This window comes from Cellulomonas sp. P2_F12, from assembly GCF_056403775.1.
Genome location: NZ_JBFUEV010000003.1, coordinates 462,310 through 477,333 on the forward strand (window position 1 = coordinate 462,310; position 15,024 = coordinate 477,333).

Sequence of the window (15,024 nt, forward strand, 5' to 3'; positions counted from 1 at the left end):
CCCATGACGACCCCCGCTCGGATGCGCCCGCTGCATCCCGCGGCCCATCGGGTCGCCGACCTCGTCGAGACGTTCTCCCTGGTCACCCGCGGTGTCCCGGTGGCCGACGACGCCCTGCTGACCGGCGTGACGCTCGCCAGCGGCGACGTGGAGCCCGGTGACGTGTTCGTCGCCGTCACCGGCTTCAAGGTCCACGGCGCCACGTATGCGGCCCAGGCGGTCCACGCCGGCGCTGTGGCCGTGCTCACGGACGAGGCCGGTCTGACCCACCTGGAGTCCGCCGGCCTGACGGACGCGGTCGCCGTCCTGGTCGCGGACGACCCACGAGCGATCGCCGGCCCGGTGGCTGCGTGGGCGCACGACGCGCCCGGCGAGCGGCTGGTCACGGTCGGCGTCACGGGGACCAACGGCAAGACGACGACGACGTACTTCCTCGACGCCGCGCTGCGGGCCGCGCACGCGACGACCGCGGTGCTCGGCACCGTCGAGCTGCGGATCGGGCCGGACGCGGTCGAGAGCCCGCGCACGACGGTCGAGGCGCCGGCGCTGCAGGCGATCCTCGCGGTGGCCGTCGAGCGCGGCGCTACCGCGATGTCCACGGAGGTCTCGTCGCACGCCCTCGCGCTGGGCCGCGTCCACGGGCTGACGTTCGACGTCGTCGGCTTCACCAACCTGCAGCGCGACCACCTCGACTTCCACGGCGACATGGAGGGCTACTTCCGGGACAAGTCCCGGCTGTTCGCGCGCGGTCAGGCGCGCCGCGGCGTGGTCGTGGTCGACGACGAGTGGGGCCGACGGCTGGCCGCGGAGTCCCCGATCCCCGTCGAGTCGCTGGCCACGCACGTCGGTGAGCCGGAGGGCGCGGACGCGGACTGGGCGGTCACCGCCGCGGACATCGGCCTGGACGGCGTCGGGTCGAGCTTCACGCTGCGTGGGCCGGACGGCGTCGAGCACGCGGCCACCAGCCCGCTGCCGGGTCTCGTCAACGTCTCCAACGCTGCCCTGGCCATCGTGCTCGCGCACGCGGCGGGCGTGGACCTCGACCAGGCGATCGCCGCCGTCGCGGTGGCCCACGAGATCCCGGGCCGGATGGAGCGGGTCATCGAGCGCGGCGACGGCTTCCCGCTCGCCATCGTCGACTACGCGCACACGCCCGACGCGCTCGTCCTGGCGCTCGACGCGGTGCGCCCGATCACGCCCGGCCGCCTCGTCATCGTGTTCGGCTCCGACGGCGACCGGGACCAGGGCAAGCGTCCGATCATGGGAGAGATCGCCGCGCGCCTGGCCGACGTGATCGTCGTCACGGACGAGAACCCGCGTTCCGAGGAGCCGTCGGCCATCCGGTCCGCCATCCTCGACGGGGTCCGGGTGCAACGCCCGGACATGGTCGACGTGCACGAGGCCACCAGCCGCGCGCAGGCCATCCGCGACGCCCTCGACCTCGCCGCCGAGCAGGACACCGTGATCATCACGGGCAAGGGCCACGAACCGACACAGGAGATCGCCGGCGTGTTCCACCGCTACAACGACCGTGACGTGCTGATCGCGGCACGCCTCGCCCGTCAGGAGCAGCACGCGTGATCGCCCTCACCGCGGCCGAGATCGCGGCCGCGACCGGTGGCGTGCTGCGCGGCTCCGCGGCGACGGACCCGGCGCTCGTCGTCAGCGGCCCGGTCGTCGTCGACTCGCGCGACGACGTGACCGGCGGCCTCTTCGTCGCGCTGCCCGGCGAGCACGTCGACGGCCACGACTACGCCGCCGTCGCGGTGGCCCGGGGCGCCGCGCTGGTGCTCGCCGCCCGCGACGTGGTCGGCAGCGGCGGCGCCGTGCTGCCCAGCGTCGTCGTGACCGACGTCGAGAAGGCGCTGGGCGATCTCGCCCGCGTGGTGCTCGAGCGGCTGCGCGAGGCCTCGCACGAGCCCGGCGGCAGCGAGCTGAAGGTCGTCGGCATCACCGGCTCCGTCGGCAAGACGACGACCAAGGACCTGCTCGCGCAGCTGTGCGGCAGCGTCGGACCGACGATCGCGCCCGTCCGCTCGTTCAACAACGAGATCGGGCTGCCGCTGACCGTGCTGCGCGCCGACGAGTCGACCCGGTTCCTCGTGCTCGAGATGGGCGCCAGCGGGCCCGGGCACCTGACCTACCTCACGGACATCGCGCCGCCCGACGTGGCCGTGGTGCTCATCGTCGGGCAGGCGCACCTCGGCGGCTTCGGTGGCATCGAGGCCGTCGCCGTGGCCAAGGCCGAGATCGTGCAGGGCCTGGTGTCCGACGGCGTCGCGGTGCTCAACGCCGACGACCCGCGGGTGTCGGCGATGGCCTCGCTGGCGCCGGGGGACGTCGTGACGTTCGGCGCGGCACCCGAGGCGACGGTCGGTGTCCGCGACGTGCGACTGGACCGGTCCGGCCGGGCCACCTTCACGCTCGTCGAGCGCGGCGCCGAGGAGCGCTCGGCGCAGGTCACGCTCCGACTGGTCGGGGAGCACCACGTGCACAACGCGCTCGGCGCCGCGGCCGCGGCCCTCGCGGTCGGTCTCGACCTCGACCAGGTGGCCGCCGGACTGAGCGACGCCGACGTGCTCAGCCCGCACCGGATGCACGTGGTGGACCGGCCCGACGGCGTGACCGTCGTCGACGACTCGTACAACGCGAACCCGGACTCCATGCGCGCGGCGCTCAAGGCGCTGGCCGTGCTGGCCGGGCGGGACCGTCGCTCGATCGCGGTGCTGGGCGAGATGCTCGAGCTCGGCCCCGGTGCGCGGGAGGCGCACGACGCCATCGGCCGGCTCTGCGTCCGTCTCAACATCGGCCTGACCGTGGTCGTGGGCGACGGCGCGCGCGCCATTCGCGACGGCGCCAACCACGAGGGCTCCTGGGGCGACGAGGTGGTGCTCGCCGACGACCTGGACGTGGCCACCGCGTTCCTCGAGAGCGAGCTGCGGCCCGGCGACGTCGTGCTGGTGAAGTCGTCGTACGGCGCCGGCCTGTGGAAGCTGGGCGACGCGCTCGTCGAGGGGGGCGCCCGGTGAAGGCCCTCCTCATCTCCGGCGGCCTCGCGATGCTCATCGCACTGCTGGGCACGCCCCTGTTCATCCGGTACCTGGTCCACAAGCAGTACGGCCAGTTCATCCGGCAGGACGGCCCGACCGCGCACTTCACCAAGCGCGGCACCCCGACCATGGGCGGCGTCGTCATCATCGCGGCCACCCTGATCGGCTGGCTGGGTGGCCTCGTCGCCACCGGCACGGTGCCCAGCGCGTCGGCCGTCCTCGTCATGTTCCTGATGACCGGGCTCGGCGTGGTCGGTTTCCTCGACGACTTCATCAAGATCTCGCGGCAGCGCAGCCTCGGGCTCAAGGCACGCTGGAAGATCCTCGGGCAGGGCGTCGTGGGCGTGACCTTCGCGGTCGCTGCCCTGCAGTTCCCCAACGAGAAGTTCCGCACGCCGGCCTCGACCCACATCTCGTTCATCCGCGACACCAACCTGGACCTGGCGTTCTGGGGCGTGACCCTGGGGATCATCCTGTTCGTCGTCTGGGCGAACTTCCTGATCACGGCGTGGTCCAACGCGGTCAACCTCACCGACGGGCTCGACGGCCTGGCCACCGGCGTCTCGCTCATCGTGTTCGGCGCGTACGTCATCGTCGGGGTGTGGCAGTTCAACCAGAGCTGCCAGTTCCTCGCGAGCGCCGGCCCCCGCTGCTACGAGACCCGGGACCCGCTGGACCTCGCGGTCATCGCGGCCGCCATCACGGGCGCGTGCTTCGGGTTCCTGTGGTGGAACGCCAGCCCCGCCAAGATCTTCATGGGCGACACCGGCTCGCTCGCCCTCGGCGGCGCGCTGGCCGGCCTGTCGATCATGTCCCGCACCGAGATCCTCGCCGCGATCATCGGTGGCCTGTTCGTGCTCGAGGTGCTCTCGGACGTCATCCAGATCGGCTTCTTCAAGATGACCGGCAAACGTGTGTTCAAGATGGCGCCGCTGCATCATCACTTCGAGCTCTCGGGCTGGGGTGAGGTGACGATCGTCATCCGGTTCTGGATCATCGCCGGGCTCTTCGTCGCGCTCGGCGTCGGCATCTTCTACGCCGAGTGGGTGGCCGGCTAGGTGTCCGAGCTCGTGCTGGAGGGCGCCCTCGTGGTGGTCGCCGGGCAGGGCGTGTCCGGCCGTGCCGCGGTCGAGGTGCTGGCCTCCCGGGGTGCGCGCGTGGTGCCCGTCGACGACCGCGCGGACGACGTGATCGGCTCCGCCGAGCTGCTCGCGGGCACGGTGCTGGAGCGGGCCGACCTGGTCGTCGCCTCGCCCGGCCTCCCGCCGCACCACCCGCTGATCGCCGCAGCCCTGGAGCGCGGCCTGCCGGTGTGGAGCGAGGTCGAGCTGGCGTGGCACGTGCGCGTCGACCGCGCGTCGGGGGGCGGACCCGCGCCCTGGCTCGCCGTGACCGGGACCAACGGCAAGACCACGACCGTCGGCATGCTCGAGTCGATCCTGCGCGCGGGCGGCGAGAACGCGGTCGCGGTCGGCAACGTCGGCACCCCCGTGGTGCTCGCCGCGACGGACCCGACCGTGGACGTCCTGGCGGTGGAGCTGTCGAGCTTCCAGCTGCACTTCACGCACTCGATGTCGGCGCAGGCCGCCGCGGTGCTCAACGTCGCGCCCGACCACCTCGACTGGCACGGGTCGCTGGATGCGTACGCGGCCGACAAGGGACGCATCTTCGAGCACGCGCAGGTGGCGTGCGTGTACAACCTGGCCGACCCCGTGACCGAGCACCTCGTGCGGGAGGCGGACGTCGAGGACGGTGCCGTCGCCGTGGGCTTCACGCTGGGCACGCCGCTGGTCGGGCAGGTCGGGCTCGTGGAGGACGTGCTGGTGGACCGCGGGTTCTCCCGGCTCCGGCACACGCACGCCGCCGAGCTGGGCACGCTGGACGACCTGGCGCAGCTGGCCGGCCCCGACGGCACGGTGCCGCCGCACGTCGTCGCGAACGCGCTCGCCGCCGCGTCCCTCGCGCTGGCGCACGACGTCGCCCCGGCGGCGATCCGGGCGGGCCTGCGCGCCTACGGGCCCGGGGCGCACCGGCTGGCCACGGTCGCCGTGGTCGACGGCGCGGCCTACGTCGACGACTCGAAGGCCACGAACGCCCACGCGGCGGCGGCCGCCCTCGGCGCGTTCGCGCCCGGCAGCGTCGTCTGGATCGCGGGCGGCCTGGCCAAGGGGGCGCAGTTCGACGAGCTCGTGGCGGCACGGCGGGACCGCCTCAAGGCCGTCGTCCTCATCGGGGTGGACCGGGCGCCGCTGCGTGAGGCTCTCGCCCGACACGCACCCGAGGTCCCCGTGGTCGAGGTCGACGCCGGTGAGACTGGCCCGGTGATGACCCGCGCCGTGCACGAGGCCCGACGGCTCGCCGCCGCGGCACCCGTGGGCGACGCGACCACGGTGCTGCTCGCCCCCGCCTGCGCCTCGATGGACCAGTTCACGTCGTACGCCGCGCGGGGTGAGGAGTTCGCCGCAGCCGTGCACGCACTGGGGGACCGATGACCGCGACGACCGGCCGCCCGCGGCTGCCCCCGAACGAGCGCGCTGACGAGCCGGGTACCAGCACCGGCTCGCTGCTCGGCCAGTGGAACAGCGCGGTCACCAGCTACTACGTCCTGCTCGGCGCGACGGCCCTGCTGCTCGTGATCGGCCTGGTCATGGTCCTGTCGAGCTCGAGCGTCGAGTCCCTGGACGACGGGCACTCGCCGTACGCGGTCTTCCTCGACCAGGCGAAGTTCGCGCTGATCGGCCTGCCGATCCTGTTCGGGCTCTCGCGCGCGCCGGTGCGGTTCTTCCAGACCATCGCGTGGCCCGCCCTGGCGTTCGCCATCCTGTTCCAGCTCACGGTGTTCACGCCGCTCGGCTGCGGCGCCGGCGGCAACCAGAACTGGGTGTGCGTCGGTGGCTTCTCCGCGCAGCCGTCCGAGACCATCAAGCTCGCCCTCGCCGTCTGGCTCGGCGCCGTGCTCGCCCGCAAGCTGCCCCTCCTGCGCCAGTGGAAGCACGCCCTGATCCCGGCGGTCCCGGTGGCCGGCCTGGCGATCCTCGTGGTTCTCGCCGGGCACGACCTGGGCACCGCCCTCGTCCTGATCATGCTGGTGGCGGGCGCGCTGTTCGTCGCCGGGGTGCCCATGCGGATGTTCGGGTTCGCGGCGCTGCTGGCCGGCGGGCTGACCGCTCTGCTCACGGTCACCAGCAAGAACCGCACCGACCGGATCACGTCGTGGCTCTCGGACCAGTGCGACGTCGCGACCGCCTGCTACCAGACCCTGCACGGCGGCTGGGGCCTGGCGAGCGGCGGCTGGGGCGGTCTGGGGCTGGGGGAGAGCCGCGAGAAGTGGTCGTACCTGCCGGCCGCGCACAACGACTTCATCTTCGCGATCCTGGGCGAGGAGCTCGGGCTCATCGGGACGCTGCTGGTGCTCGGGCTCTTCGGCCTGCTGGCCTTCGCGATGATCCGCGTGATCCGCCGCCACCCGGACCCGTTCGTGCAGATCACCACCGGGGCGATCCTGTGCTGGATCATCGGCCAGGCGCTGGTCAACGTCGCGGTCGTCATCGGGCTCGCGCCGGTCATCGGCGTCCCGCTCCCGCTGGTCTCGGCCGGTGGTTCGGCGCTGATCATGACCATGGCTGCCCTCGGCGTGCTCATCGCCTTCGCGCGCTCGGAACCGGGCGCCGCGGAGGCGCTCGCCGCGCGGCCGTCCGTGGTGCGCCGGTCGCTGGCCGTCATCGGGCGGTCCCGTGGCTGACGCACGACCAGTCCCGACCGTGCCCGCCGTGCTCCTTGCCGGCGGTGGCACCGCGGGCCACGTCAACCCCCTGCTCGCGGTCGCCGACGAGCTCCTGCGGCGGCACCCGAACGCCCGCCTGACGGTCCTGGGCACCACCCAGGGCCTGGAGGCGCGCCTGGTGCCCGAGCACGGGCTGCCGCTCGCGGTGGTGCCGCGCGTCCCGCTGCCGCGCCGACCGACCCTCGACTGGTTCCGCCTGCCGTGGCGGCTGCGCGACGCGGTCCGTGCCGCCGGGGTGGCGATCGACGAGTCGGGCGCGCAGGTCGTGGTGGGCTTCGGCGGGTACGTGGCGACGCCCGCGTACCTCGCGGCCCGCCGCCGGGGCGTCCCCGTCGTCATCCACGAGCAGAACGCGCGCCCTGGCCTGGCCAACCGGCTCGGCGCCCGCTGGGCGAAGTCGGTCGCCGTGACGTTCCCGGGCACCGCGCTGCGCGGCGGGCAGGTCACCGGCCTCCCGCTGCGTGCGCCCGTCGCCCGGTTGGTGCAGCAGCTCGCGGCCGACCCGGTGGGCACCCGGGCCGCCGCTGCGGCCGAGCTGGGGCTCGACCCCGCGCTGCCGACGCTGCTGGTCACCGGCGGCTCGCTCGGCGCGGTCAGCGTGAACACGGCCGTGGCCGGCGCGGCCGCGGACCTGCTCGCCGCCGGCGTCCAGGTCCTGCACCTGACGGGCGCCGGCAAGGCCGACGCGGTCCACGCAGCCCTCGACGGCGTGCCCGGGGCCGAGCGCTACCACGTGCGCGAGTACCTGACCGAGATGCACCTCGCGCTGGCCGTGGCGGACGTGGTCCTCGGGCGCTCCGGTGCCGGCACGGTGTGCGAGCAGGCGGCACTCGGCATCCCCGCGATCTACGTGCCCCTGCCCGTCGGCAACGGCGAGCAGCGGCTCAACGCCGCCTCCGTGGTCGCGGCGGGCGGCGGCCTCCTGGTGGACGACGCCGACCTCGACCCCGCCTGGATCCGCGCGCACCTGCCGGTCCTGCTGGTCGGGGACGCGGCGGCCGAGACGCGCGAGCGCATGGGCCGGGCGGCGGCGAGCGTCGGCGTCCGCGACGCCGCGGCGCGCGTGGCCCGGCTGATCGAGGCGGAGCTCCCGTGACGTCCGTGCTGCGCCCCGCCGACCTCGGCCGCGTGCACCTCATCGGTGTCGGCGGCGCTGGCATGTCCGCGATCGCCACGCTGCTCGCCGCCCGCGGGCTGGTGGTCAGCGGGTCCGATGCCGCGGACGGTCCGGCGCTGCCGGCGCTGCGGGCGGCCGGCGTGGACGTGCACGTGGGTCATGACGCCGGGCTGGTCGACGGCGTCGACGCGGTCGTCGTCTCGTCGGCGGTCCGGGAGTCCAACCCCGAGCTCGCCCGCGCGCGCGACCGGGGCCTGCGGGTGCTGCACCGCTCCGAGGCCCTCGCGGCGCTCATGGTCGACCGGGACGCGGTGGCGGTCGCCGGCGCGCACGGCAAGACCACCACGTCGGCGATGGTGGCGACCGTCCTGCTGCACGCGGGCGCGGACCCGTCCTTCGCGATCGGCGGCACCGTCTTCTCCGCAGACGGCCCGCTCGGCGGCGGTCGGGCCGGGGCGGGGGCGGCGTTCGTCGCGGAGGCCGACGAGTCCGACGGTTCGTTCCTCGCCTACGCGCCGCTCGTCGCGGTCGTCACCAACGTCGAGCCCGACCACCTCGACCACTACGGCTCGGCGGAGGCGTTCGAGGACGCGTTCGTCGCGTTCGCCGGCCGGATCCGGACCGGCGGCACGCTCGTGGCCTGCGCGGACGACGCGGGGGCCGTGCGGCTGGTCGAGCACGTGCGGGACGACCTCGCGGCGCAGGACGTCGCCGTGGTCACCTACGGCACCTCGCCCGACGCGGACGTCCGGGTGGGCGACCTGGTCGCCGACGGTGACCGGTGGGCCTTCGAGCTGCGCGCTGGCGACCTCGCGACGACGGTCCGCCTGGCCGTCCCCGGTGCGCACAACGCGCTGAACGCCGCCGCCGCGTGGGCCGCGGTGCGGGCGCTCGGCGTCGACGACGCGGCCGCGGGTCTCGGCGAGTTCCGCGGCACCGGCCGCCGGTTCGAGGACCGGGGCAGCGCCGACGGCGTGCGGGTGGTCGACGACTACGCCCACCACCCGACCGAGGTCGCGGCCGTGCTCCGCGCCGCGCGCTCCGTGGCGGGCGACGGGCACGTCCTCGTGCTGTTCCAGCCCCACCTCTACTCGCGCACCCGCACGTTCGCCGCCGAGTTCGGCGCCGCCCTCGACCTGGCCGACGTGGTCGTGGTGAGCGACGTGTACGCCGCCCGGGAGGACCCGGACCCGTCGGTGACGGGCGCGCTGATCGTCGACCGGGTGCCGACCCCCGGCAGGGCGACGTTCGTCGCCGACAGGCTCGACGCCGCCCGTGCGGTCGCGGCCGCCGCCCGCCCGGGCGACCTGCTGCTCACGGTGGGCGCGGGGGACGTGACCCAGCTGGCGTCCGTGGTGCTCGACGAGCTCGCCATGCGTGCTGAGCGTGCCGGTGACCATGGAGCGGGCGCGTGAGCCCGTCCCGTCCGACGGCGCCGCGGGATCCCGCGCCGGGACGACCGCCCGCTCCGCGACCTCCCGCGCCCCGACCGGCGGCCACGCCGACGACCGCGAAGAAGTCGCCCGCCAAGCCGCCGACCGCGCAGTCGGGCACCACGCAGCCGAGCGCAGCGCGTCCGGCCACGGTCCCGACGAAGGCGACACCGAAGGCGCCGACCGCCGAGACGTTCGGTCGCTCGGTGACCACCTACAGCGCCGGGGGAGCCCGCCGCTACGCCGGCCCGGTCGCGCCCCCCGTCGTCTCCACCAGCTCGGTCGCCCGGTTCGCCGAGCGCGCCCGCGCCCGACGCAACCTCGCCCGGCGGCAGGTCGTGCTGGTCGCCGGCTCGGTCGCGGCCGTGGCGGCCCTCGGGTGGCTGCTGTTCATCTCGCCGGTGCTGGCGCTGGAGCCGGCCCAGGTGGTGGTCGAGGGCGCGGGGACCGTCGTCGCGGTCGACCAGGTGCTCGGGGTGGTCGACACCCACGCCGCCACGCCGCTGCCGCGCCTGGACACCGTCCGCCTGCGCGACGAGGTGCTCGACGTGCCCGGGGTCCGGGAGGCGCGGGTGACGCGTGCATGGCCGCACGGCCTGCTCGTCGTGCTCGTCGCGCGAGAGCCCGTCGCCGCGGTGCCGGAGGCGTCCGGGGACGCCGCGCACCCCGCGCCGGGGTTCGCGCTGCTCGACATGGACGGCGTGCAGGTCGGTCGGGTCGACGCGGCGCCCGCGGGGCTGCCGGTCGTCGACGTGCCCGTGGGCGACAAGCGCACCCTCAACGCCGTGCTGAGCGTGCTCGAGCAGCTGCCGGCGGACCTGCTCGCGCAGGTCGGAGCGGTCTCCGCGCACACGCAGGACACCGTGACCATGACGCTGCGCGACAACGTCGAGGTCGACTGGGGGAGCGCGCACGAGACCCCGCTGAAGATCGCGGTCCTCTCGGCCCTGCGCGCCTCGCCCGCGGCCGCCGGCTCGACCGTCATCGACGTGTCGGCGCCCCGGCTGCCGATCACCAGGTGAGTTTCGGGGTCAACTCCCGACACGCGCGGCGCGGTCGTTGAACACCGTCCGGGTGACACCTAGCGTCACGCACTGACAACGCACCTGACATAACTATAACCCTCAAGTAGAGGGTGAAGGTTTCACAGCCGGCCCGGAACATCGTGGCCGGACCCCGTGGCCCAGGGCCGCGACCGGCACAGAACGAGAGGCACCCACCGTGGCAGCTCCGCAGAACTACCTGGCGGTCATCAAGGTCGTCGGCATCGGCGGCGGCGGCGTCAACGCCGTGAACCGCATGATCGAGGTCGGCCTCAAGGGTGTCGAGTTCATCGCCGTCAACACGGACGCCCAGGCCCTTCTCATGTCGGACGCCGACGTGAAGCTCGACGTCGGCCGTGAGCTGACGCGTGGCCTCGGCGCCGGCGCGGACCCCGAGGTGGGCAAGAAGGCGGCCGAGGACCACAAGGACGAGATCGAGGACGTCCTGCGGGGCGCGGACATGGTCTTCGTCACCGCGGGCGAGGGCGGCGGCACCGGCACCGGCGGCGCGCCGGTCGTCGCGCGGATCGCCCGCTCGCTCGGCGCGCTGACCATCGGTGTGGTCACGCGGCCGTTCACCTTCGAGGGCCGTCGCCGGTCCGTCCAGGCGGACACGGGGATCGAGGCGCTGCGGGCCGAGGTCGACACGCTCATCGTCATCCCGAACGACCGGCTGCTGCAGATCTCCGACCGCTCGGTCTCCGTGCTCGACGCGTTCCACTCGGCCGACCAGGTGCTGCTCTCGGGTGTCCAGGGCATCACGGACCTCATCACCACGCCGGGCCTGATCAACCTCGACTTCGCCGACGTGAAGTCGGTCATGCAGGGCGCCGGCTCGGCCCTCATGGGCATCGGCTTCGCCCGGGGCGACGACCGCGCGGTGCAGGCCGCCGAGATGGCGATCTCGTCCCCGCTGCTCGAGGCGTCGATCGACGGCGCGCACGGCGTGCTGCTCTCGATCCAGGGCGGCTCGGACCTCGGGCTCTTCGAGATCAACGAGGCGGCGCGGCTCGTGCAGGAGGCCGCGCACCCTGAGGCGAACATCATCTTCGGTGCGGTCATCGACGACGCGCTGGGCGACGAGGTCCGCGTGACGGTCATCGCCGCCGGCTTCGACTCGGGCTCGCCGACGGTGCGCCGCGACGCGCGGGCGCTCGGCCAGGTCAGCGGCAACTCGGCGCGCCAGGTCGCCCCCGCGGCCGCCCAGGTGCCCACGCCGCGCCCGGTGCTCGACCCGGAGGAGCAGCTGGTCCCGGTCGGCTCGTACGCGCAGAACCGCGCCGCGTCCCCGGCCCAGCCCGACGTCCCGGCCTTCCTGTCCACGGAGGCCGAGCCGACGCCGATCACGGGAGCGCTCGAGGTGCCGCGGATCTTCACCGAGGACGCCCCGCGCCGCGACCGCGACGAGCTCGACGTCCCGGACTTCCTCAAGTAGCCGGACCGTGGCCGGCATGCAGTCCGGGACCGACCTCCCGCCCGTCGTGGAGGTCGATCTCGGCGCAGCCGTCCGTGCCGGTTTCAGCACCCGCGGCGGCGGCGTCAGCCGCCCGCCGTACGACGCGCTGAACCTGTCCTACGCCGTGGGTGACGAGCCCGCGGACGTGGACCGGAACCGGGCGCGTCTCGACCGGTGGGCGGGCGCACCCGTCGCCTACGTCACGCAGGTGCACGGCGCCGGCGTGCTCGTGCTCTCGGCGCCCCCGAGTTCCGGCGCGGTGTCCGTCGGTGAGGCGGACGCGATCGTGTCGACCTCCCCGGCCGTCGCCGTCGCCGTGCTCGTCGCGGACTGCGTCCCGGTGCTGCTGGCCGACGGCGAGGCGGGGGTCGTCGCCGCGGTGCACGCGGGCCGGCGCGGCCTGGTCGCCGGGGTGGTCGAGGCGGCCGTGGCGGCGATGGTCGAGCACGGTGCCGACGCGGGCCGGATCCGCGCGGCCGTCGGCCCCGCGATCGCGGGCGAGTCGTACGAGGTGCCCGTCGAGCTCCAGGACGAGGTCGTCGCGGCCGTGCCGGAGACCGTGGCGACGACGGCGTGGGGAACGCCGGCCCTGGACCTGCCGGCCGGGGTGGTCGCGGTGCTGGGCCGGGCGGGCGTCGTGCACGTCGTCAGCCACGCGCGGGACACCTGGCAGGACCCGGCGCTCTTCTCGTACCGTCGTGCGCAGCGGACGGGTCGGTTCGCCGGCGTCGTCCGGCCCGCGCCGGGGGACCGATGGTGAATGCCGAGGTTGTCGGGCGTGTCGCACCCTGCGTCGTTCGCGCCCGTTGCTAGCGTGACCGGCAGAGGGAGCCCACCGTCGTCGCACTGGCGGCGTGGGGCTCCGGGGTGGTCCGGAGAGATCCGGGGAGGGAGCCAAGGCGATGGCCGGAGCGCTGCGCAAGACGATGCTGTACCTCGGCCTGGCCGACGACCGGTCGGAGCACGAGGAGTACCTCGAGGAGTTCGACGACCAGGAGGTCGCGGTGCCGCAGGAGTACGAGGCCCAGGTCACGCCGCTGCACCGGCCGACGCGCACGACGCTGCCCACCCAGGCCGCGCCGCAGGCGTCCGTCGCCGGTGAGCTGCGCCGCATCACCACCATCCACCCGCGCTCGTACAACGACGCGCGCAAGATCGGCGAGGCGTTCCGCGAGGGCACCCCGGTGATCATGAACCTGACGGACATGGACGACGCCGACGCGAAGCGCCTGGTCGACTTCTCGGCCGGTCTCATCTTCGGCCTGCACGGCGCGATCGAGCGCGTCACCAGCAAGGTGTTCCTGCTCTCGCCGGCGCACGTCGAGGTGGCTGGCGAGCCCTCGGGTCCTGCGGCCGAGCCGCCGACGCGCGCGGGCTTCTACAACCAGAGCTGACGCGTGCACCTCGTCGCCGCACTGCTGTTCTACGTCGTCCTGATCTTCTTCCTGCTCCTGCTCGTGCGCCTGGTCCTCGACTGGGTGCAGTTCTTCGCGCGCGAGTGGAAACCCTCGGGGATCGCCCTGCTGATCGCCGAGGGGACGTACACGGTGACCGACCCGCCGCTGAAGGCGTTGCGCCGGATCCTGCCGCCCGTGGGCATCGGGAACGTGCGGCTCGATCTCGCGTTCCTGGTGCTCGTCCTGGGGTGTTCCGTCCTGATGTCCGTGCTCAGCTCGTTCTGAGCCGACGAACCACCCGTCCGTGGGCGTGTCGCAGGGGCGTGCGCTCCCCCCATTCTCCGCTACCGTGGCCCGAGGCGGTCGGTGGACTGCCGCCGGCCCGACCGAGCACTACCGACTGAGGTGATGACGATGGCTCTGCTGACTGCAGACGAGGTCTTGAACAAGAAGTTCCAGGCCACGAAGTTCCGCGAGGGCTACGACCAGGACGAGGTCGACGACTTCCTGGACGAGGTCGTCAACACCCTGCGCGAGGTGCAGGGTGAGAACGACGACCTGAAGACGAAGCTCGCCGCGGCCGAGCGCCGCATCGCCGAGCTCAGCCGGGCCGGTGCCCAGCAGGCCGCCCCGGCCGCGAAGCCCGAGCCCACGCCCGAGCCCGTCCCGGCTCCCGCACCCGTCGTCGCCGCCCCGGTGCCCGCGCCGGCCGCGGTCGTCGCGCCGGTGCAGCCCGCCCCCCGGGCGAGCGAGCCCGAGTCGGCCACCGGGATGCTCGCCCTGGCCCAGAAGCTGCACGACGACTACGTGCGCAGCGGCCAGGAGGAGTCCGACCGTCTGGTGGGCGAGGCGAAGAGCCAGGCCAACCGCATCGTCCGCGAGGCCGAGGAGACGTCGCAGCGCACGCTCGGCCAGCTCGAGCAGGAGCGGTCGCTCCTCGAGCGCAAGATCGACGAGCTGCGGGTCTTCGAGCGCGACTACCGCACCCGCCTGAAGAGCTACCTCGAGAACCTGCTCGGCGACCTCGACAACCGGGGCAACGCTCTGCCGCCCCGCTCGGGCCAGCCGCAGCCGGTCGGGGACGGCCAGGGCCTCTGACACACCCGTCCGGCGACCACCCGCCGGACCGGCACGTCCTGCATCACCACAGGTCAGGTCGTCCGTCCACCACACGCCACGCCGGGTTTCACCCGGCGTGGCGTGTTGTGTCCCTGCCTGCGCACGCATACAGTCACGTGACTTCGAGGACAGGGGGGCCCGCTCGTGGCCATCAACGACGCGCTGAGCACGGTCGACATCAGCACGGACACCAAGGAGCTCGCGAAGCTCGTCAAGACGTTCCCGGTGCGCGACGGCGAGAAGCCGTGGACCGCCCGCGAGGTCAAGGACGTGGCGGAGGAGCTCACCAGCGACATCGACCGACTCACCGGCGAGCTGGCGGCAGCCGATGCCGAGCTCTCCGATCTGCTGCGCAACTCGGGGGACGGCGCCGGCGACGACCAGGCCGACTCGGGTTCGTCGGCCCTCGAGCGTGAGCAGGAGCTCACGCTGGTGAACAACACGCGCGACCTGCTCGCGCAGACCACCCGCGCCCTGAGCCGGATCTCGACGGGGACGTTCGCGACCTGCGAGTCCTGCGGCAAGGCCATCGGCAAGGCACGCCTCCAGGCGTTCCCCCGGGCCACCCTCTGCGTGGAGTGCAAGCAGCGCGAAGAGCGCCGCTGACGCGCACGTAGACTCCTGC

14 protein-coding genes are annotated in these 15,024 nt (G+C 73.9%); all 14 read left to right on the forward strand.

Going from position 1 to position 15,024, the window contains the following annotated elements:
• Window positions 1–3: 3 nt before the first annotated feature.
• The 14 genes from AC1DWH_RS10260 (at window position 4) to AC1DWH_RS10325 (ending at window position 15,005) form a co-directional block, all read left to right on the forward strand.
• A complete protein-coding gene (locus AC1DWH_RS10260) occupies window positions 4–1,581 on the forward strand; it encodes a UDP-N-acetylmuramoyl-L-alanyl-D-glutamate--2,6-diaminopimelate ligase (protein WP_477093572.1) in 1,578 nt (525 codons plus the stop codon).
• Complete coding sequence (locus tag AC1DWH_RS10265) at window positions 1,578–3,029, forward strand: UDP-N-acetylmuramoyl-tripeptide--D-alanyl-D-alanine ligase (RefSeq protein WP_477093573.1); 1,452 nt, start codon at window positions 1,578–1,580, stop codon at window positions 3,027–3,029. Before AC1DWH_RS10260 ends, AC1DWH_RS10265 begins: the two co-directional genes overlap by 4 nt.
• Window positions 3,026–4,108, forward strand: coding sequence for a phospho-N-acetylmuramoyl-pentapeptide-transferase (gene mraY, locus AC1DWH_RS10270; RefSeq protein ID WP_456844398.1), 1,083 nt, complete (start codon window positions 3,026–3,028; stop codon window positions 4,106–4,108). Before AC1DWH_RS10265 ends, mraY begins: the two co-directional genes overlap by 4 nt.
• Window positions 4,109–5,542 (forward strand): UDP-N-acetylmuramoyl-L-alanine--D-glutamate ligase, encoded by a 1,434-nt coding sequence (gene murD / locus AC1DWH_RS10275; RefSeq protein ID WP_477093574.1) that lies wholly within the window; start codon window positions 4,109–4,111, stop codon window positions 5,540–5,542.
• Window positions 5,539–6,792, forward strand: a complete 1,254-nt coding sequence (gene ftsW, locus AC1DWH_RS10280) for a putative lipid II flippase FtsW (RefSeq protein WP_456844396.1) — start codon at window positions 5,539–5,541, stop codon at window positions 6,790–6,792. Before murD ends, ftsW begins: the two co-directional genes overlap by 4 nt.
• A 19-nt stretch (window positions 6,793–6,811) precedes the next feature.
• Complete coding sequence (murG, locus tag AC1DWH_RS10285) at window positions 6,812–7,930, forward strand: undecaprenyldiphospho-muramoylpentapeptide beta-N-acetylglucosaminyltransferase (RefSeq protein WP_477093575.1); 1,119 nt, start codon at window positions 6,812–6,814, stop codon at window positions 7,928–7,930.
• Window positions 7,927–9,366, forward strand: coding sequence for a UDP-N-acetylmuramate--L-alanine ligase (gene murC, locus AC1DWH_RS10290; protein WP_477093576.1), 1,440 nt, complete (start codon window positions 7,927–7,929; stop codon window positions 9,364–9,366). Before murG ends, murC begins: the two co-directional genes overlap by 4 nt.
• Window positions 9,363–10,406: a cell division protein FtsQ/DivIB gene (locus AC1DWH_RS10295; protein WP_477093577.1), complete on the forward strand. Its 1,044-nt coding sequence runs from the start codon at window positions 9,363–9,365 to the stop codon at window positions 10,404–10,406. Before murC ends, AC1DWH_RS10295 begins: the two co-directional genes overlap by 4 nt.
• Before the next feature lie 199 nt (window positions 10,407–10,605).
• Entirely contained in the window at window positions 10,606–11,862 is a 1,257-nt protein-coding gene (gene ftsZ / locus AC1DWH_RS10300) for a cell division protein FtsZ (RefSeq protein WP_456844392.1), read from the forward strand.
• Window positions 11,863–11,878: 16 nt separating this feature from the next.
• The gene (pgeF, locus tag AC1DWH_RS10305; protein ID WP_477093578.1) at window positions 11,879–12,643 is read left to right on the forward strand and encodes a peptidoglycan editing factor PgeF; all 765 of its coding nucleotides are present in this window, start codon (window positions 11,879–11,881) and stop codon (window positions 12,641–12,643) included.
• 142 nt (window positions 12,644–12,785) lie between these two features.
• On the forward strand, window positions 12,786–13,277 hold the full coding sequence (locus AC1DWH_RS10310) for a cell division protein SepF (RefSeq protein ID WP_456844390.1): 492 nt from the start codon (window positions 12,786–12,788) through the stop codon (window positions 13,275–13,277).
• A gap of 3 nt (window positions 13,278–13,280) precedes the next feature.
• Entirely contained in the window at window positions 13,281–13,565 is a 285-nt protein-coding gene (locus tag AC1DWH_RS10315) for a YggT family protein (RefSeq protein ID WP_456844389.1), read from the forward strand.
• Window positions 13,566–13,694: 129 nt separating this feature from the next.
• On the forward strand, window positions 13,695–14,378 hold the full coding sequence (locus AC1DWH_RS10320) for a DivIVA domain-containing protein (RefSeq protein WP_477093579.1): 684 nt from the start codon (window positions 13,695–13,697) through the stop codon (window positions 14,376–14,378).
• Window positions 14,379–14,543: 165 nt separating this feature from the next.
• Window positions 14,544–15,005, forward strand: coding sequence for a TraR/DksA family transcriptional regulator (locus tag AC1DWH_RS10325; protein ID WP_456844387.1), 462 nt, complete (start codon window positions 14,544–14,546; stop codon window positions 15,003–15,005).
• The last annotated feature ends 19 nt before the right edge of the window (window positions 15,006–15,024 follow it).